Consider the following 18,538-nt stretch of genomic DNA (forward strand, 5'->3'; position numbering starts at 1 on the left):
GAGTTTCACCGTGTTTCCCTGATTATTAAATCAAGAGCGTTGTTGCGTTAATTTATAAGGTACCTACATTACCGCATTAACGCGCCTAGTATTGAAAACACGGTGATGCTCTGAAACACGTATCTTCAAGTTGATTGGGTATAGGTTCATCATTGATTGTTTTGGTTGATAAATCATTCAATTCTATGCATCTCAATCGCACTTTTGATTGGTTGGATTAATTCCCTATAACAATCCATTGAGCTTGACGAAATCAAGGTGCATAATCACTGCAAATACAGTGATATTCTGTTATCTTAACCCTTATTTTTCACTCTTTTATGGATGTTTTCGTTTGACTCAGGAAAATAGTCTAAAAACACTTAGCGGCTTACAACGCTTGCTTGAAGGTGGTTTAATTCTTTGTTGCATGGTTGCAACCTACATTCTATTGGCGCTATCCAGTTTTAACCCGAATGATCCGGGCTGGAGTCAGTCGCATTTTCAAGGTGAAATTCATAATTGGACTGGCGCTGTAGGTGCCTGGACAGCAGATGTGCTGTTTTATTTTTTTGGCTTTATTGCCTTTTTAATCCCAGTCATTATTGCCACAACCGGGTGGTTCATCTTTAATCGTGCTCATCGGGTATTTGAAATTGACTATTTTTCAGTCGGCTTACGCATTATAGGTTTTATGCTGATGTTGTTGGCGCTAGCCGCACTTGTGAGCATGAATGCCGACAACATGTTTGTGTTTTCTGCCGGTGGTGTAGCGGGCGATGTAATAGGGCAGGCGATGCTGCCTTATTTTAGTACTTTAGGTACCACACTCTTATTAATGTGTTTTATTTGCGCCGGTTTTACCTTAGCCACTGGCGTAAGTTGGTTAACGATTATTGAGTTGACTGGCTTTGGGGCTATTTGGTGTGCCAAAAGAGTATGGACGCTACCCATTTTATTTAAGCGTGAACGCGAAACTGAAGACACCAAAGGCTTTATGTCATTGGTTGATAAATTCAAGCAACGCCGTGATGAAATGGAAGAACAAGACACCGTCACTAAAGACGAGGCGAGCAGTAAATTTGCTAAACCCAGGTCAGATGCGCCTGTCATTAATCACGACACCCATAATGATAACGCTGATGTTGAGCCAATAGCCAAGAAAAAGCGCAGTTTCTTTAGCCGTAAACCTAAAGAGGTCGATGTATTTGAACCTCGCGAGCACGATGATGACGAATTAGATATCGATGATCGCCAAGAGCCATCGATTAAACTTGAAGACGATGAGCCAACATTTGCACCCTGGGTTGCCACTAAAGATGATGACGATGAAGTCAGCTTTAGTGCGCATGATGACAGCGATATTGACCGTGATCTTGACGATGACGTCACACCAGACCCATTTGACGGCGCCTTTGAAAAGCCGCATTCAACCGGTGCATTGGTGGCTCAAAAGCAACCCAAAAAAGAAGCCAAAATTGTTGATGGTTTAGTGGTGATTGATGGTCAAGCGCCACAAGAAAAACGCAAAATGGATCCGTTACCGAGCATTACTTTGCTTGATATACCCGATCGTAAGAAAAACCCGATTAGCGAAGAAGAATTAGATCAGGTTGCAAGGCTGGTTGAAACCAAACTGGCTGATTTTAATATTATCGCCAATGTGGTTGGTGTCTACCCAGGCCCTGTGATTACTCGTTTTGAACTTGAGTTAGCACCCGGGGTAAAAGCCTCAAAAATCTCTAACCTTGCTAAAGACTTAGCGCGTTCTTTATTAGCTGAAAACGTGCGGGTTGTAGAGGTTATTCCGGGTAAAGCGTATGTCGGTATCGAGATACCAAACAAGTTCCGTGAGACCGTATTTATGCGCGATGTGTTAGACAGCGCAGCGTTCAACGACAGTAAATCAACCTTATCGATGGTACTTGGCCAAGACATCGCCGGTGAGCCCGTTGTGGTTGATTTAGGTAAAATGCCGCATTTATTAGTAGCTGGTACGACAGGCTCAGGTAAGTCTGTTGGGGTTAACGCGATGATCACCAGCTTGTTGTATAAGTCTGGCCCTGATGATGTGCGCTTTATTATGATTGACCCTAAAATGCTTGAACTGTCGGTGTATGAAGGGATCCCACACTTATTGTGCGAAGTGGTTACCGACATGAAAGAAGCCGCAAATGCACTGCGATGGTGTGTCGGCGAAATGGAACGTCGTTACAAATTAATGTCGGCATTAGGCGTACGTAACTTAAAAGGTTACAACTACAAAATTAAAGAAGCGGCCGCCAAAGGTGAATACATACCCGATCCATTATGGAAATCATCTGAGAGCATGCTAGATGAAGCGCCGCCATTAGAAAAGCTGCCGTCAATTGTGGTGATTGTCGATGAATTTGCCGACATGATTATGATTGTGGGTAAAAAAGTCGAAGAGCTTATTGCCCGTATTGCTCAAAAAGCGCGTGCGGCAGGCATTCACTTAATATTAGCGACACAGCGCCCATCGGTTGATGTGATCACCGGTTTGATTAAAGCCAACATCCCAACCCGTATTGCGTTCCAGGTGTCGTCACGTATCGACTCGCGCACTATTTTAGATCAACAAGGCGCTGAAACCTTATTAGGCATGGGTGACATGCTGTATTTACCGCCCGGCACGAGTGTTCCTAACCGGGTCCACGGCGCATTTATTGACGACCATGAAGTCCACAAAGTAGTAGCCGATTGGTGTGAACGTGGTCAGCCACAATATATTGATGAAATTTTAAATGGGGTGTCAGAAGGTGAGCAAGTATTGCTGCCGGGCGAAACTTCAGATACTGAAGAAGAATATGATGCGCTTTATGATGATGCCGTGGCGTTTGTAACCGAAACGCGCCGAGGCTCTATTTCAAGCGTGCAACGTAAATTTAAGATTGGTTACAACCGTGCCGCTCGCATCATTGAAATGATGGAAGGCCAGGGTATTGTGAGTTCGCAAGGCCACAATGGTAACCGCGAGGTGTTGGCACCGCCACCACCAAGAAGCCAATAGGATTAATGATGAATAAACGTATTACAGTATTAGGCCTATTTGTCGCGACGAGCATGCTATCGGCCGTTGCGCAGGCTGATGATGCCACAGAATTACGCACCAAGTTGGCGACAATAGACAACATGCATGCGACCTTTTCTCAGCAAGTGACCGACATTAATAATAAGCCTATTCAAAGTGGCAACGGCGTATTTGCACTGGCTTATCCTAATCAATTTTACTGGCACTTAACCGAGCCAGACGAGTCATTGATTGTGGCCGACGGCACCAATTTGTGGGTGTTTAACCCCTTTGCCGAAGAAGTGACCGTAATGGATGTATCACAAGCCGTAGACGCTTCGCCAATGGCATTATTAGTGCATCGCGATGATGAGACATGGAACAAATACACAGTAATAAAGCGTCAAAACAAAGCGAAATCAAATTGTTTTGATATCCAACCTAAAAAGTTAAACAGCAGTGTCGTTGCCGTGAGCGTGTGCTTTAACGACAACAAACTCACTCAATTTAACTTAACGGACGAGCAAGGCAATTTAAGTCAATTCCAATTGTCTGCCCAGCGCGCAGTATTGCCAGCCGAAAACAGTTTGTTTAAGTTTGCTATACCAGACAACGTTGATATTAATGATCAGCGTTTAAAGCAAGTTAACTAAGTCGTTTCATGGCTAATTTAGGGTTTGATTTTGCACCCGATTTTCGTCCTTTGGCTGCGCGTATGCGGCCAAGGGAGATAAGCGAATATATCGGCCAGGCTCACTTGTTGGGTGAAGGTCAGCCGCTGCGTAGAGCACTAGAGGCAAATCGGGCTCACTCAATGTTATTGTGGGGTCCACCTGGTACCGGTAAAACCACCTTAGCAGAACTGATTGCGCATTATGCTAACGCCCATGTCGAGCGCATCTCAGCGGTAACTTCTGGTGTGAAAGACATTCGCGCCGCTATTGAGCAGGCCAAAGCCATTGCCCAAAGTCGCGGTCAACGCACTCTATTATTTGTCGATGAAGTGCATCGCTTTAATAAAAGCCAGCAAGATGCTTTTTTACCGTTTATTGAAGACGGCACGGTTATCTTTATTGGTGCGACAACCGAAAACCCCTCATTTGAAATCAATAACGCGCTATTGTCACGGGCGCGGGTTTACCTGATAAACCGCTTAACGCCAGATGAAATAGGCTTAATTGTTAATCAAGCTTTAACGGATGTTGAGCGTGGTTATGGCAAACGCCAATTAAGGCTACCGACAGATGTTGCTAAGCAACTTGCTGACATCAGTGAAGGCGATGCCCGCAAAGCCCTCAACTTGCTTGAGCTTATGAGTGATTTAGTTAGCGATGGAGGTGAGTTTACAACAGAGATGCTCACTCAAGTGGCAGGCCATCAAGCGGCTGGTTACGACAAAAATGGCGATCAATTTTACGATTTAATCTCTGCGGTACATAAATCCGTTAGAGGCTCCGCCCCCGATGCTGCACTTTACTGGTTTTGCCGGATTTTAGAAGGCGGCGGCGATGCACTCTATGTTGCCAGACGTTTATTGGCCATTGCCTCAGAAGACATCGGCAACGCAGACCCTGTTGCCATGACCGTAGCGCTCAATGCCTGGGATTGCTATCACCGCATTGGCCCTGCAGAAGGTGAGCGCGCTATCGCACAAGCTGTGCTTTATTTAGCCAGTGCGCCTAAAAGTAATGCCGTTTACAGTGCATTTGGCGCCGCACGAGAGTTAGCTAAACAAACAGGCCATGAGCCCGTACCTAATCATTTGCGTAATGCGCCAACCAAACTGATGAAAGAAATCGGCTTTGGTAAAGAATACCGCTATGCCCATAACGAACCAGGTGCATTTGCCCCTGGCGAAAATTACTTTCCCGAATCACTCAAGCACAGCCAATTTTATCAGCCGACTAACCGTGGGTTTGAGAAGCGCATTCAAGATAAACTCGCTCAGCTCAACGAGCTTGACCGACAAAGTGAGGTCAAACGCTATGACTAATGTGTTGCTTGTGGCGCTTGGCGGGTCAATTGGTGCTGTTTTGCGCTATCTTCTGTCAATATTTATGATCCAGCTATTTGGAAGCAGTTTTCCTTTTGGTACACTGTTGGTCAATATAGTCGGATCGTTTTTAATGGGCGTTGTTTATGCGCTCGGGCAACTGAGTCATGTTAGCCCTGAAATTAAAGCCCTGGTGGGTGTGGGTTTATTAGGCGCGCTTACCACGTTTTCGACTTTCTCAAATGAAACCTTATTGCTAATGCAGGACGGCCTTTGGCATAAGGCTATTTTAAATGTGTTGTTGAATGTCACCTTGTGTTTATTGATGGTGTATATAGGTCAACAACTTGTATTTTCTCGCGTTTAACTAAAAAGAACTGACAACATGCTAGATCCAAAATTTTTGCGTAACGAACTCGAAGTCACCGCCGAGCGTTTAGCCACCCGTGGTTTTACTCTTGATGTCGAACAATTGACTAAACTTGAAGAAAAGCGTAAATCGCTTCAAGTTGAAACTGAAGACTTACAAGCATCGCGTAACGCGATTTCTAAGTCGATTGGTCAAGCTAAAGCACGCGGCGAAGACACGAGTTCCATTATGGCGCAAGTGGGTGATTTAGGGTCGCAGTTAGATGCGAAAAAGGCTGAGCTTGCTGAGCTATTACAACAAATCAACCTAATCGCTATGAGCGTACCGAACTTGCCAGACGAGTCAGTGCCAGTAGGTAAAGACGAAAGCGAAAACGTTGAAGTGCGTCAGTGGGGCACCCCAAAAGTATTCGACTTTGAAGTTAAGGATCACTTAGATTTAGGTGAAGCACTTGGCGGATTAGACTTTAAAAGCGCCGTTAAAATCACCGGTTCGCGCTTTATTATTATGCGTGGCCAAATAGCCCGTTTAAACCGTGCATTAGGTCAGTTTATGCTAGACCTACACACCACTGAGCACGGCTACACCGAAGCATACGTGCCGTTACTCGTTAACGAAGACAGCTTAATGGGTACAGGCCAATTACCTAAATTTGGTGAAGACTTATTCCACACCAAACCGGCCACAGAAGAAGGCCAGGGGTTATCACTTATTCCTACCGCTGAAGTGCCATTAACCAACTACGTGCGTGACATGATAGTGGACGAAAGCGAATTGCCAATGAAGATGACCGCATTAACGTCATGTTTCAGAAGCGAAGCGGGCTCATACGGTCGTGACACTCGTGGATTAATTCGTCAGCACCAGTTTGATAAAGTTGAGCTAGTGCAAATTGCACACCCAGATCACTCAATGGCAGCATTAGACGAAATTACCGCTCATGCTGAAAAAGTATTGCAATTATTGGGTTTACCGCACCGTACTATGGTGTTGTGTACCGGTGATATGGGCTTTGGTGCAAGCAAAACATTTGATATTGAAGTGTGGCTTCCTGCGCAAAATACTTACCGTGAAATTTCATCATGTTCAAACATGAAAGATTTCCAGGCGCGTAGAATGCAAGCCAGATACCGCAGCAAAGTCGACAATAAGCCTGCGCTTTTACACACTCTAAACGGTTCTGGTTTGGCTGTAGGTCGTACACTTGTTGCCGTTCTTGAAAACTATCAAAACCAAGACGGCACCATTACCGTGCCGGAAGTCTTACGTCCGTACATGGGCGGTTTAAGCGTTATTGGTTAATATAATTAGTGGTTTGTCTTGCTCAATGAGTAAGACAAAGCCACCTTGTTGTTGATACTTGCAAAGGATAATAAGCGGTGGCTACTGGTCAGCGTAACAACAGTAAATTTGTGTCGTCTTCAATTGGAATGTTTTTTATCTTGTTGGTATTCGTGTTGCTTGGCCAAGTGGCGATTATCGTATTAGATAACATTTTACCGCAGTAATAACAGCGACAGTAAAAAGCCCAGTTAAGCATGCTTAACTGGGCTTTTTGTTTGGTGTATATCTACAAGCATTTAGCCGGTTTTGGTAATCCGGCAATTTTAGTGGCTTGCTTGGCAGGGCCAATTGGGAATAGGGTATAAAGGTATTTAGAATTACCTTTATCTGCACCTAAGCTTTGGCCAATGGCTTTAACTAACACTCTGATCGCTGGGCTGGTTTTGTATTCTAGGTAAAAATTGCGCACAAACCGAATCACTTCCCAGTGTTGCTCTGTTAGTTCAATGTTTTCAGTCGCTGCAATAACTGGCGCCATTGCCTCTTGCCAATCGGCGACATTTTTCAAGTAACCTTGATGATCAACTTCAATCTGTTGACCCTTAAATTCAAAAGAGTTTACCAAGTGATGACCTTGTTATGTTTTAGTGATTGCTCAACAAAATTTGAATAATCGATAATATGAAAAAGTTCGGCTGACATATGTTCTGCAATTATATCAATCCGCTGCTGTAACCCCCGCGCTTGAATATCATCTTGCAGCACAAATAAATTAACCTGGGCGAGGCGCTGTTGCCACTGAGTTTGCAATAAGCAGTTAACGGCATCGCCCGCCAATAATATGCTGTCGTTTGGGTGCAAATAACGTAAACACGTACTTAGCGCATTATCGGTTGATACTGAAGTTTGAATATGATGTAAAATCAAAATACTAATACCTCATCAACCGCTTGCAGTGTTTGGGTTATCATATCGGCACTAGCAACCTCGGCATCAATACTCAATTCGCTGGCGTTAAGCCCTATTTTTTGCATTGATTCGCTGCACACTAAAACGGTATCTATGTCGTATAACGGCAGTGCTTTTAGAGCTGATAAGTAATCCTTTGCGCCTGCTTGCTCTGGGGTTTGGCCGCCCAGAAGATGTAATACCGCTTCGTCAGTAAAAATAAGACTCACTTGCTGCTCAAAGCTGGCACTGAGCATCGCCACATCTAAACCTTCACGGCCACTGGTGGACCCAAAAGGAGCATGGCGAAATACAATGGCCACAGATTTCATGATTAATCCTATCGATTTTAAAAGCTGACTAAACGGTCGGCTTTTTCTATGCCAACCACTAATTCGCCTAAGCCGCCCATGGAAAAATGATCACTACTATTCCAATGGCTTTTACCGTTTTCTTCCGCTTCTTGCTGTGATAGCACCCCGCGACGAAGCGCAGCAGACACGCAATTAGTGAGCGGCACATTATGTTGCTGTGCAAAGGTTTGCCACTTAGCATGCATGTCTATTTCGTCTGAGGCTGGGCAGGTAAGGGCATTGCTGTTAGTCACGCCATCTTGGTAGAAAAAGACCGTGATGATGTCATGGCCATTGGCCAGTACACTTTGGCAAAAGGCTAACGCCCGAAAACTGGCGCTGGAGCCATAAACACTGCCGTTTACTTGGATAATGAATTTGCTCATGATAAAAAAAATGACCCTAAAGTAGGGCCATTTTATCGTAATTTAACGCTGAACTCTATCGGCGATTAATCGTCGTTGCCCATACCCATTAAATGTAAAAGACTCATAAATAAGTTTAAGAAATCTAAAAATAATGAAACGGTTGCACGGATGTAGTTGGTTTCGCCGCCATTCACGATACGGCTAGTGTCGTATAAAATAAAACCGGTCATCAGTAATGCAATACCCGCGTTCATTGCCATAAACATAATCGAACTTTGCACAAATAAGTTAATCACTAGTGCGCCAATCATCACGAGCATACCCGCAAATAAGAACCCGCCCATAAACGAGAAGTCTTTTTTAGTGGTCAGTGCATAAGCTGATAACGCAACAAAGATAACGGATGTTAAGCCAAGTGCTTGCATAATAAGGCCTGGGCCATTTGCCATACCAGCATAATGGTTAAGAATATAGCCTAATGAAGCACCTTGCATACCGGTAAAGGCGAACACCCAAAAAATGCCAGCAGCAGTATCAGCTTTTTTCAATGTGACAAACAATAACACTAGGCTACCTAATGATAAGCCCAGTGATGGCCAGCGACCAATTTCAATCATCATGCTTAAACCTGCGGCTACCGCAGCAAAAGCCAATGTCATTGATAACAGCATATAGGTGTTTTTTAACAGTTTATTGACTTCAGTAGTCGATAGACTAGGGGATAAAACTGATTGTTGACTCATTATCGTCTCCAGAGATTAACTCAATGATTTGTTCAACGCGAAAACCTATTGTTTTCACGTTGACAGTAAATCTTTGTTATTAGCGTAAGCAATGTACATTAAATATAAATTAATTTATGACATCGATTCATGTCGCTACGTTACCATAAAGCTTAGGGTAATATAACCTTATAATCTTCAATAGCTTCCGTTTAGCTTAGCCATTCTTTTTTAAGCTTAGGTGTATCGCCTAAATAATCGAGAACCCACTGCATTGCAGGGGTCATATTGGCATTGTTCCAGGCCAAACAGCAGGCGGTATCTTGTTTGGGTTTGTCTAATTGTTTTTCTATCAACGCACCGGCTTTGATGAATATATCTGCTAGATGGTTAGGCATATAACCTACACCTAAGCCTTCACGAAAACAGTTTAATGCGCGGATCCAATCTGGCACCACAATACGTCGCTGGTTATTCAATAACCAATTAGGTCTGTGCGCGATATTATGCGCGGTATCTTGTAAACAAATTGACGGATATTGTAATAACTCCTCGTCAGTTAATGCATGTTCAGCTTTAGCCAATGGGTGATTTTTACCGACCAAAAACGACCACTGAATCATCCCCATATCGCGAGACTTAAATACCCCACCAACAGGAATACTCGAGGTTGCGCCAATGGCAACATCACTCTTACCTGTCGATAACGCTTCCCACACACCGTTATACACTTCAAGGCGGATGATTAATTCAATGTCGGTAAAGTGGCGATAAAAATCGGCAATCAACCCGCTTATCTTGTCGGCGCGCACCATATTATCAATCGCAATCGACAGCGAAGGGCGCCAACCGTTAGCCACTTTTTGAGTATCACGCTTAATGTTATTCAATTTAGTCATGATCTCACGTGACTGAGCCACAAAATGCTCACCCGCAGGCGTCAGACTCACGCTACGATGATGACGTTCAAACAAGATGACGCCAAGGTCATCTTCAATTTGTTTAATCGCATAACTCACCGCCGAGGGGACTTTATTTAATTTATTCGCAGCGGCGGTAAAACTGCCCACTCGGGCAACTATATCTATCATTTCGAATGCTTGTTCTGAAAGCATCTCGCTATCCTTGGCATCGGCAACATTACTTGCTGTAAAGGTAAACATTAACCCCAATCAAATCAAGCAAAGTCGCGGTTATCAGCTGTTTAATCACATAATTTGCTTAGCAAAAGACCAAATAACCTGTTTAAAGAATGCAGGCTATTTACCAATACCCCCAAAATGACAGCCATGTGGGTCACTAAATCGACCTTACAGTGCCGATAAATCAGCATTCACACGCTATTTATTCATCTTCTGAGTGTTTTATCGTCACTTAACTGATTATTTTCAATTTACCCTTTACACCAAACCTCCATTGTCATATTATTCGGCCGCTCGGAGGGATGGCAGAGTGGTCGAATGCACCGGTCTTGAAAACCGGCAACGGTTTATCCCGTTCTAGGGTTCAAATCCCTATCCCTCCGCCACATTAAATACGAGAAAAGCCGTTGATTATCAACGGCTTTTTTTGTTTTTGGCGTTAGAGGGGCTCTCCATAAGGATTGACTCAGACAATGTATCTGACTTTTACATGAGCAAAGCACCCAACAACGTATACTTTACACGTATCTGTTTAGCCAAATATTTACGCGACAAGGGCTTTCCCTTTGACGTAAAAGTCTCCTTACTGACTCGTGACAGAGCAGAAGCAGTCATCCGTAACATTGATGTTGCCGGAGCACTCAAAAAAATCATCAAGTCTATTGACCATCAAACCCGTATTAATGACTTTATTCGCTACGTTGATGAGGTCATTAACAATCTTAGAGCTCAGTTTGATGCAGCTGATCCTGATATTACATTCAACATCACGCAAAAACCTCATGCTATCCCCATTAGAGAGACTAAATTGTCTCAACATCGTGAAACTACCGCTTTGGCGCAAGAAAAGCCTTTTATTGGGTTAAACGAAGCATTAAGCGCATTTATTATCTCAAAACAAAAATCAGCCATTAGGCCTCTGTCTATCAAGCAGTTTGCGCAGCTAACACGGCATTTTATTGATACCGTATCATCAAAATCCACTCTTAAAACCAAGCTTAAAACTGATGATAAATGTGTGCATGACATCACCAGTGCTGATGCGATGACCTATCGCGATGCTTTACTGACTCAAGTCCGAAGCTACAAAAGCAATAAAGAGTACTTAGCTGCCGTATTCCAGTTCTTTAAGTGGTGCCACTTAATGAATTACTGCACCAGCAACCCCCACTGAGTTTTGGGGACTAAAAATTCTATTACAATTTCGTGCTGTACTGCTCAACCATCTAGCCATTTTTTAAATTGTGCAGTGCGTGTTTTGCTCGTGATCAGCGGCTCTTTTAACACTGTCGTGGTAACTGCTACGGTATCTTTGCCGTAATTCTCAAATTTTTGAATATAATTCAAATTAACTAACTCACTGCGGTTGAGTCTAAAAAACTGCTTAGGGTCGAGTTGTTGTTCAAGTTCAGTAATCGAGTTACCGGTTAACATATGATGCTGCCCAGCTTTATCGTAAGCAGAAATAACCCCTGCCGCTGCGCGCAAACACACTACGTCATCAGTTTTAAGTATTTCTACCACTTGTGATTTACGCAATAAAAAGCGGCTTTTATAGCTAGGCTGTTCAGCACTGGACAGGTTTACCTGCACTTTAGCTAAATTGAGTTTTAACTGTTCATAGCTCAACATAGCTCCAGAAAAGCGTTTGTATGAAAAAGGCTTTAGTAGATATTCAATCCCCTGATTTTGAAAAGCGTCTCCCCAATGTTGATCATAAGAAGTGGTGTATATAACAGGGCAGGGTAAATCAAGGGCATTTAGGGCGTTAAATACTTGGCCATCTAATAATTCGATGTCTGAGAAAATAAGGTCTAGCTGTGGCTCATTATCAAAAAAACGAATGACATCGGCTACTTTGTCAATTTGTGCAACAATTTCAGCATTGGGATTATAACGATGAATAAAACCAATCAGTTTTTGGGCAGCCAACGGCTCATCCTCAATCACTAACACTCTCATGCAAGCTCCTTTTGAACAGATAAAGGTAAAGTGAGCCTGAAATATTGTTCAGTATGCTCAACCTCTAAAGGCTGGTTAAAAATAGCCACGCAACGTGTGCGCAAGTTTTGTAGACCTAATTGAGTAGACTCAGGTTTAAAATTTTTCTTATTTATCTGATTACCAATACTGATTTTATCTGTATCAATTGTTATTTCAATCTTGGTAGGGACAAGCTTATCGCCTTGATTATGCTTAATCACATTTTCAATCGCGAGTTGCAAAGCACAGGGTAAAATATAACTGCATAAATCCCCCCCAGTCTTGTTCATAATCTCAAGCACATAAGCGCCTTCAAACCTTGTCGATATTAATAACATGTAATTTTTTGCAAAAATCAGTTCATCCTCAAGCGGGACTAAAGAGTGATCTTTATGTTGTAAAATATAACGGTAAATATCGCTAAAGGTATTTAGGTATTCATCCGCTTCATCGGGATCTTGTTGTATTAATGCAGACAATACATTGAGGTTATTGAATAAAAAATGTGGGTCAATATGCTGCTGCAAGGTTTTGACCTGGCTTTGCAGTAACGCTTTTTCACTTTGTTCTAGCGCACTATGTTGTTGCTTTATATCTTCAAATATTTTAAATGCTAAGGTAAAACCACCGACTATGGTATGCAAAATAAACTGCATACTTAAAAGCGATATAATATGAGCCACATTAATTGTTTGAATACCTATCGCAAACTCAAGCCCGACAATTAACCCCGCAACAGCAAAGGTAAAACTGACATTACTGAATACAAATACCCGTATATAACATTGTGTATTACCTAGTGTGTGTTTGCTATTTTGATAGAAGCTAAACCAACGTAAAGTGAGCCACTGAGCAATAAAACATTGAATAGCCATCCACACTGGAGCATCAAAATGCCATTGAATTGCTTCACCGGGTTTGGCCTGTAAAAGTGCAGAGTACAACACCATAAATATCGAAAAAAGGCTGATAATAATAATATTAATAAGTTTATTCATGATGTTGACTCTATTAAAATTCACTGGCGTTTACTTGTTTTCTGGCAACCGCATAATCACTTGCCCTTTGTCGTCTAAAAACTCTAGTTTTGCTTCACCCGATTCTGTTACTACCAGTTGAATTCGCTTATTACCCTGTGCATCATTTAATCGTAATTGCGAGCTGCCATTTAGCGTACCGTAAAAAGCACGACGCACCGCACCTTTATTGTCTTCCATATACTGTTGCTCAAGAATAGCTAACTTATTAGCATCTCCTTCTGACTGAGCTTTAAGGAATGCCTTAGTCAGTTCAAAATCCATATCGGTATCGGGTCTGTCCATAACGGTTAAACCGGTGATCATAAAATCTTTTTGCTCAATATGCTGCATCATCATAGTCTGGTCTTGGTTATAGCGGTCAAAAGACATGTGTAGTCCATGATTAACCTCACCATTATCTTTTTTTCCCCGGAAAATAAAACCGCCATTTTCTGTGCCCTCATCATTATAAAAAATCATACCTGGTCTAGGCTCATTAGAGCGAAACACTTCTTTACCAAACTTATCAACCCCAGGTGCTTTGTCAGCATTAGATAACACCATTCGGTTTAGTCCATTTTTCTCTATAATATTAATACGTTCAACAGAAATTTCTTCAAAAATCATATTACTAGGGCTGTTGTCTAATTGTTCAAGAAAAACATAACTTCCTAACGATAAGAGACTAATGGCTAGAATGGTGTTAATTAGTTTTTGAGTTTTAAATTGTTTTGCTAAAGCAACGTGTTGATGAGTAGTCATGGTGTTTCCTCTTAAGCTATTTATAATTTTTAACAACGCTACGAACCGCTTGCTGTGAAATTAAAGTATCGTGCTGTCTGCGCAGAAGAAATCCATAATCTATAAACAGGGGAGAAATCTTATTAAGGGGCTGAAAATGACAGTTAGACCAAATGATTAATCTACTGGTTTAGATTCGTGATGGAGAAAATAGGTAAAAAGGTTGGAAGGTGAAGCTCTGAAACACGTATCTTCAGGTTGATTGGGTATATACACTGTCAGCGCCCAAATGGCTGCAACCCCTGAAACCTCAGATTACACCAGTATTCAGCGCCATATCAATTCAGCAATGAAAGGCGAGCAACCTCCAGAGCTATTACCGTTTGTGGGAAATTAAAGGCTCAATATGCCTAACGGGCTCATGTTCAGCGTGAAAGACTACATAATATTGGTTGAAAATACCGGTCGGATTATTCGAGTTGATAAACGTGGTGTCATTAGCTTAAACAGCCAGGATATACTGAATAGACTCAACATCCCCGCAGAAAATTGGCTTAAAATCACTACAGAGTTTGGCGCATTATTCAAAGGTGCTGTCGGTGCATTACCTGCGTTAACAGAGTATTGTGAGCATTTAGAGCGAAAACGACGATAAGGCGCGGCAAATTGTCAGCGCTGGCTGTGCGCTTAAGTCATCATCCCAAATCAAATTACAATTCTTCTTATACTTAATGATTATCAAGCTTTTCTGCTGCTCCTAACTTCGAAAATAGTTAGTAAACTACTAATTTAAAACTAATATTTTAGCCATATCGATAAAAATTGATGAGTTGTTCACATCGATCGTAACCCTCGCCAAAGCCATGAAAACGAGTTATGTTATTTGTTAAAAAATGGCTCCGTTTTTGTTTTATATCGCCATATCTTATAGTGATTTGAGGATAAGTGGATGTTAAGGATTTTGATGCTTTCAACTATCTTAATGGCATTAAGTGGATGTCTGCCAACGGCCGATGTTGAAATTAGCTTCAATACTGACAGGTTAAATGTTGAACAACAATACATGGCCCTATGCGCTAATCTTAAAGCATTGGGCTTTGTTAGTGATAATTATGAACAAGAAGACGAAAGTGCGAATAAATGTTGGATGGTGGGCAGTTATTACATTGATATGAAGCGTGTTAGTAATGGATTAATAGGGCAATATGTTGAAGTTATGTTCAGGGAAAATGAACAGCAATCAAAGTTAACTTATTCTGAAGTAGGAGATTTTAAAATGACTGACATGGGAGTTGCCCAATTTGAAAAACTGAAGGTCATATTAACCGAGGTTGTAGGAAAGTATCGCATTAAATAAAGTAACTTAACATGGCCGTATGTACCCCTCCGGTGAGTCAAGATATTTCTCTGCACACCTAATGAAATCAATTCATAATTATTGATTTTTTTAACTTCAGGAATAAGGTCAATCTCAGTTAGCGATTGCAGACTTAGAATGCAAAAGTATATACAAAAAGTTGAATTTAAATGAATTTTTTAACTTTTCAGTCGAGAGCCTAAGGCCTTTTTATTTTGGCGAAAGATTGAGGTTTTAACCCCAGATTGCGACTTAACCCGAGCTCAGGTTACTCACTACAAGCTATCCTTGCCCATGGCTAGAACGTGATCGTTTTTCGAATACCTTTAGTATATTGTTACAACTGCGCTAGTTCAGTAACTTATAGCTTCTTGATTAATTGGATGTAGTTCATCATTGCAATCATGCATTGTGAGCAAAAAACGCACTCTCATTTGGTTGCCTGTACTCTTGTTGTGTCAGGGATCGCCTAATGAAATTTAATCGCTAATCTCATCCTGTTGGTTATTTTATTCATATATTTGTAATTTGTTCATTAACTAAGCTATTTGCTTTGATGCTCAATCAAGCCTACCTTGTATTAAAGAATTGACGTTCGTTAAGACGGTTTAGAGTTGAAGCAAAATGCAGCAATAAATAGACTTTTGTGACTAATTTAAAACAAATAGTGCTTATTTACATAAGCGGATTAAATCCATCATTTTTATCCCAAACAGTATAAAGGCCATGCACAAGAATACGATAAGCCAAGAGGTTAATGAGTTAGTTATCGATGCGACTAAAGTTGGCGTCTGGGATTGGCATGTTGAAAATGATGGTCTTGTTTGTAATGAACGTTGGGCTGAGATGATAGGGTATAGCTTATCGGAGTTAATGCCTGTTAATTACCAAACCTGGCTAGATGTATTACACCCAGATGATTTGCCCAAGGCGATTAAAAATTATGATTACCACTGCCAAGGCCAAAGTGAACTTTGTGAATTAGAAGTTCGTTTAAAACACAAAAACGGTCATTATGTGTGGGTATTGTCTACAGGAAAAGCGATTACATGGGATGCAGAAGGCAAACCGACACGAATGATTGGTATGCACCAAGAAATTACTTTCCGAAAGAGACAAGAGGAGCTGCTGGCTACCACCACCGAGTTATTGAGAGAGTCTCAAGAGATAGGCAAACTAGGTGGCTGGCAACTCAACTTGCATGACAATAATTTGATTTGGACAGATGAAACGTACCGCATTTATGAAACAACCCCGCAAGAATTTAATCCCACCGTTGATCTTGGCGCTAGTTATTTATTACCCGACTCAAAAGAAATATTCTTAGCAGCGCTTGATGCTGCTATTCAACATGGTGAAGAGTATGACTTAGAGCTTGAAACTTATACGATTAAAGGAAGAAAAATTGACGTTAGAACGACCTGTCATGTCACGTATGTCGAGGGCGTCGCTGAAAAGTTAAGTGGTATATTTCAAGATATTACTGATGCAATAAATGATCAACGCAAACTTGAAAAAAGTAATCAGGTATTAAAAGAATTAAACGATAAGTTAAAGTTTGCCGCAAATTATGACCCTCTCACACACTTGCCAAACAGGAATTTGTTAGCGGACCGAATGCAGCAAGCGCTTATCAAAGCGCAGCGTAACAACAATCAAATAGCGATAGCCTTCTTAGACTTGGATGGTTTTAAAGAGGTCAATGATGTTTACGGTCACGATATAGGCGATGAGTTTCTTTGCCTTGTTGCAAACAGATTTAAAACGGTAATACGTGATGGGGATACACTTGCCCGATTTGGTGGCGATGAGTTTGTTTTGATTCTGGATGATTTAGACAGTCATCATCAAGCAAGAGAGATTTTACAGCGAATACTTTCTTCTATCGCAGAGGAATTTATTATTGAAAATAAGCGTCTTTTTGTCACTGTGAGCATTGGTGTGACATTTTTCCCGCAGGACAATAGTTACTCAGACATACTTATTCGTCATGCTGATCAAGCCATGTATAGGGCTAAAGAGCTTGGAAAGAATTGCATTCATGAATTTGATTTTGAAAATGATGTCGCGCTAAAACTCCAGTATCGAGAGTTAGAACATATAAGCAACGGATTTAGTAACAATGAATTTTTGTTATTTTATCAACCAAAAATTAATATGGAAACTAATGAAATTATAGGTTTAGAGGCCCTTATCCGTTGGCAACACCCGACAGAAGGCCTGTTATCGCCATTTCGTTTTTTGCCTTACATTGAAGAAGAACCATTAGGGATAGAGCTTGGTAAATGGGTCATTGACCAGGCCATCAAGCAGCATAGTGAATGGCGACGCCTTGGTATAGCCATACCCATCAGTGTGAATGTCAGTCCATTACAACTTCAGCATGAAGATTTTATTAATCAATTAAATGAAGTGTTATTTCTCAACAATAGTTTTCAAGCGGGCCAGCTTGAATTTGAAATTCTAGAATCCAGTATTATTAAAGATACTCAGCACATCGCTGAGGTTATTAGCCAATGTAAACAGTTAGGGATACGTTTTTCGCTAGATGATTTTGGTACGGGGTTTTCATCTTTAAGTTATTTAAGGAAGCTCTCGACCGATGTTATTAAAATCGATCAATCCTTTGTCATCGACATGTTAGATGATATGGATGATCAGGCCATTGTTAAAGGTGTCATTGAATTATCTAAGGCATTTGGTCGTTCGGTGATAGCAGAAGGGGTTGAAACCCAGGAGCATGGTCGGCAATTACTCAAGATGGGATGTCATTTAGCACAAGGTTTTGGTATCGCAAGGCCAATGCCAGCAAGCGCTATCCCAGAGTGGATTAATTTATGGCAGGCGTCTCCTCCTTGGATTTGTAAATAGGGTTTGTGAGTTAATCTTTAGTCTGTTTTGGTGTGAAAACCTTTAGGCGGATTTTTAACAACTGTAACGCCTGCAGCGCTGTTAACGTTGTAAGTTATCTCGGTAATAGAGGATGTCGAATCGATGGTTTTCTGTGTGACCAGCAAGCTTTCAATAGGCTACATTGCCAGGTTTTTCATTTTGTTCCTTATACCGATTTTGTTATTTACACAAAGATATGCCCACCAATAATGCTCTTTTATCGTCTTCTTCAGACAAACAACGCCGGTAATATTCCAGACAAGTTCTTGGGTTATGCTGACTTGTGTTTTAATCTAAAGCCAGTAACAAACTACATTGGCTGTTTTATGCAAACGGCTACATTAATAATCGAAGGA

General features: G+C 41.5%; 18 protein-coding genes, 1 tRNA gene and 1 pseudogene. 11 read left to right on the forward strand and 9 right to left on the reverse strand.

The genetic code is table 11. The features are described 5' to 3' along the window. Positions 1–334: 334 nt before the first annotated feature. The 6 genes from GQA99_RS02715 to GQA99_RS20870 all read left to right on the forward strand — a co-directional run bounded on the left by GQA99_RS02715 (position 335) and on the right by GQA99_RS20870 (position 6,881). Complete coding sequence (locus GQA99_RS02715; RefSeq protein ID WP_160052325.1) at positions 335–3,010, forward strand: DNA translocase FtsK; 2,676 nt, start codon at positions 335–337, stop codon at positions 3,008–3,010. An 8-nt stretch (positions 3,011–3,018) separates the two neighbouring features. Further along, on the forward strand, positions 3,019–3,663 hold the full coding sequence (lolA, locus tag GQA99_RS02720; protein ID WP_160052326.1) for an outer membrane lipoprotein periplasmic chaperone LolA: 645 nt from the start codon (positions 3,019–3,021) through the stop codon (positions 3,661–3,663). Positions 3,664–3,671: 8 nt separating this feature from the next. Beyond that, on the forward strand, positions 3,672–5,003 hold the full coding sequence (locus GQA99_RS02725) for a replication-associated recombination protein A (protein WP_160052327.1): 1,332 nt from the start codon (positions 3,672–3,674) through the stop codon (positions 5,001–5,003). After that, positions 4,996–5,370: a fluoride efflux transporter CrcB gene (gene crcB / locus GQA99_RS02730; RefSeq protein WP_160052328.1), complete on the forward strand. Its 375-nt coding sequence runs from the start codon at positions 4,996–4,998 to the stop codon at positions 5,368–5,370. Before GQA99_RS02725 ends, crcB begins: the two co-directional genes overlap by 8 nt. A gap of 18 nt (positions 5,371–5,388) precedes the next feature. Then, positions 5,389–6,675 (forward strand): serine--tRNA ligase, encoded by a 1,287-nt coding sequence (serS, locus tag GQA99_RS02735; protein ID WP_160052329.1) that lies wholly within the window; start codon positions 5,389–5,391, stop codon positions 6,673–6,675. A 77-nt stretch (positions 6,676–6,752) separates the two neighbouring features. Then, positions 6,753–6,881 (forward strand): hypothetical protein, encoded by a 129-nt coding sequence (locus GQA99_RS20870; RefSeq protein WP_261732697.1) that lies wholly within the window; start codon positions 6,753–6,755, stop codon positions 6,879–6,881. 62 nt (positions 6,882–6,943) lie between these two features. Here the strand turns inward: GQA99_RS20870 and GQA99_RS02740 are convergent, their stop codons facing one another. From GQA99_RS02740 to punR, 6 genes are all read right to left on the reverse strand, one after another. Beyond that, positions 6,944–7,282: a TusE/DsrC/DsvC family sulfur relay protein gene (locus tag GQA99_RS02740; RefSeq protein ID WP_160052330.1), complete on the reverse strand. Its 339-nt coding sequence runs from the start codon at positions 7,280–7,282 to the stop codon at positions 6,944–6,946. After that, positions 7,276–7,584, reverse strand: a complete 309-nt coding sequence (gene tusB / locus GQA99_RS02745) for a sulfurtransferase complex subunit TusB (RefSeq protein ID WP_160052331.1) — start codon at positions 7,582–7,584, stop codon at positions 7,276–7,278. The genes GQA99_RS02740 and tusB overlap by 7 nt, the downstream gene beginning before the upstream one ends. Further along, positions 7,581–7,937, reverse strand: coding sequence for a sulfurtransferase complex subunit TusC (gene tusC, locus GQA99_RS02750; protein ID WP_160052332.1), 357 nt, complete (start codon positions 7,935–7,937; stop codon positions 7,581–7,583). The genes tusB and tusC overlap by 4 nt, the downstream gene beginning before the upstream one ends. Positions 7,938–7,954: 17 nt before the next feature. Further along, positions 7,955–8,344: a sulfurtransferase complex subunit TusD gene (gene tusD, locus GQA99_RS02755; protein WP_160052333.1), complete on the reverse strand. Its 390-nt coding sequence runs from the start codon at positions 8,342–8,344 to the stop codon at positions 7,955–7,957. Between the two features lie 65 nt (positions 8,345–8,409). Next, positions 8,410–9,069: a Bax inhibitor-1/YccA family protein gene (locus GQA99_RS02760; protein ID WP_160052334.1), complete on the reverse strand. Its 660-nt coding sequence runs from the start codon at positions 9,067–9,069 to the stop codon at positions 8,410–8,412. Between the two features lie 191 nt (positions 9,070–9,260). Then, positions 9,261–10,163, reverse strand: a complete 903-nt coding sequence (punR, locus tag GQA99_RS02765; RefSeq protein ID WP_160052335.1) for a DNA-binding transcriptional activator PunR — start codon at positions 10,161–10,163, stop codon at positions 9,261–9,263. Between the two features lie 323 nt (positions 10,164–10,486). On the opposite strand from punR, the gene GQA99_RS02770 reads away from it, so the two are divergent. After that, a tRNA-Ser gene (locus tag GQA99_RS02770) sits at positions 10,487–10,576 on the forward strand. A 104-nt stretch (positions 10,577–10,680) separates the two neighbouring features. Then, positions 10,681–11,364 carry a hypothetical protein gene (locus GQA99_RS02775; protein ID WP_160052336.1) on the forward strand — a complete coding sequence of 228 codons (684 nt, stop codon included), beginning with the start codon at positions 10,681–10,683 and terminating at the stop codon, positions 11,362–11,364. Positions 11,365–11,408: 44 nt separating this feature from the next. Here GQA99_RS02775 and GQA99_RS02780 read toward each other — a convergent pair whose 3' ends face one another. From GQA99_RS02780 to GQA99_RS02790, 3 genes are read right to left on the reverse strand one after another with little or no spacing between them, the layout of a single operon-like run. Beyond that, positions 11,409–12,152, reverse strand: a complete 744-nt coding sequence (locus tag GQA99_RS02780; protein ID WP_160052337.1) for a LytR/AlgR family response regulator transcription factor — start codon at positions 12,150–12,152, stop codon at positions 11,409–11,411. Continuing rightward, the gene (locus GQA99_RS02785) at positions 12,149–13,171 is read right to left on the reverse strand and encodes a sensor histidine kinase (RefSeq protein WP_160052338.1); all 1,023 of its coding nucleotides are present in this window, start codon (positions 13,169–13,171) and stop codon (positions 12,149–12,151) included. Before GQA99_RS02785 ends, GQA99_RS02780 begins: the two co-directional genes overlap by 4 nt. A gap of 30 nt (positions 13,172–13,201) precedes the next feature. After that, on the reverse strand, positions 13,202–13,954 hold the full coding sequence (locus GQA99_RS02790) for a hypothetical protein (RefSeq protein ID WP_160052339.1): 753 nt from the start codon (positions 13,952–13,954) through the stop codon (positions 13,202–13,204). A 256-nt stretch (positions 13,955–14,210) separates the two neighbouring features. On the opposite strand from GQA99_RS02790, the pseudogene GQA99_RS02795 reads away from it, so the two are divergent. The 3 genes and pseudogenes from GQA99_RS02795 to GQA99_RS02805 form a co-directional block, all read left to right on the forward strand. Continuing rightward, positions 14,211–14,588, forward strand: a pseudogene (locus tag GQA99_RS02795) (transposase); the annotation flags it as partial. A gap of 294 nt (positions 14,589–14,882) precedes the next feature. Continuing rightward, positions 14,883–15,290 (forward strand): hypothetical protein, encoded by a 408-nt coding sequence (locus GQA99_RS02800; RefSeq protein WP_160052340.1) that lies wholly within the window; start codon positions 14,883–14,885, stop codon positions 15,288–15,290. Between the two features lie 726 nt (positions 15,291–16,016). Further along, positions 16,017–18,161 (forward strand): bifunctional diguanylate cyclase/phosphodiesterase, encoded by a 2,145-nt coding sequence (locus tag GQA99_RS02805; protein ID WP_160052341.1) that lies wholly within the window; start codon positions 16,017–16,019, stop codon positions 18,159–18,161. The last annotated feature ends 377 nt before the right edge of the window (positions 18,162–18,538 follow it).

The sequence above is a fragment of the Shewanella litoralis genome, assembly GCF_009828585.1.
Classification (GTDB): domain Bacteria; phylum Pseudomonadota; class Gammaproteobacteria; order Enterobacterales; family Shewanellaceae; genus Shewanella; species Shewanella litoralis.

What these genes read in the sequence shown, in the direction of transcription:
- lolA (WP_160052326.1), top strand. Translation starts at nt 3,019, where the DNA reads ATGAATAAACGTATTACAGTATTAGGCCTATTTGTCGCGACGAGCATG.
- GQA99_RS02725 (WP_160052327.1), top strand. Translation starts at nt 3,672, where the DNA reads ATGGCTAATTTAGGGTTTGATTTTGCACCCGATTTTCGTCCTTTGGCT.
- crcB (WP_160052328.1), top strand. Translation starts at nt 4,996, where the DNA reads ATGACTAATGTGTTGCTTGTGGCGCTTGGCGGGTCAATTGGTGCTGTT.
- serS (WP_160052329.1), top strand. Translation starts at nt 5,389, where the DNA reads ATGCTAGATCCAAAATTTTTGCGTAACGAACTCGAAGTCACCGCCGAG.
- tusC (WP_160052332.1), bottom strand. Translation starts at nt 7,937, where the DNA reads ATGAAATCTGTGGCCATTGTATTTCGCCATGCTCCTTTTGGGTCCACC.
- tusD (WP_160052333.1), bottom strand. Translation starts at nt 8,344, where the DNA reads ATGAGCAAATTCATTATCCAAGTAAACGGCAGTGTTTATGGCTCCAGC.
- GQA99_RS02760 (WP_160052334.1), bottom strand. Translation starts at nt 9,069, where the DNA reads ATGAGTCAACAATCAGTTTTATCCCCTAGTCTATCGACTACTGAAGTC.
- punR (WP_160052335.1), bottom strand. Translation starts at nt 10,163, where the DNA reads ATGCTTTCAGAACAAGCATTCGAAATGATAGATATAGTTGCCCGAGTG.
- GQA99_RS02775 (WP_160052336.1), top strand. Translation starts at nt 10,681, where the DNA reads ATGAGCAAAGCACCCAACAACGTATACTTTACACGTATCTGTTTAGCC.
- GQA99_RS02780 (WP_160052337.1), bottom strand. Translation starts at nt 12,152, where the DNA reads ATGAGAGTGTTAGTGATTGAGGATGAGCCGTTGGCTGCCCAAAAACTG.
- GQA99_RS02785 (WP_160052338.1), bottom strand. Translation starts at nt 13,171, where the DNA reads ATGAATAAACTTATTAATATTATTATTATCAGCCTTTTTTCGATATTT.
- GQA99_RS02790 (WP_160052339.1), bottom strand. Translation starts at nt 13,954, where the DNA reads ATGACTACTCATCAACACGTTGCTTTAGCAAAACAATTTAAAACTCAA.
- GQA99_RS02800 (WP_160052340.1), top strand. Translation starts at nt 14,883, where the DNA reads ATGTTAAGGATTTTGATGCTTTCAACTATCTTAATGGCATTAAGTGGA.
- GQA99_RS02805 (WP_160052341.1), top strand. Translation starts at nt 16,017, where the DNA reads ATGCACAAGAATACGATAAGCCAAGAGGTTAATGAGTTAGTTATCGAT.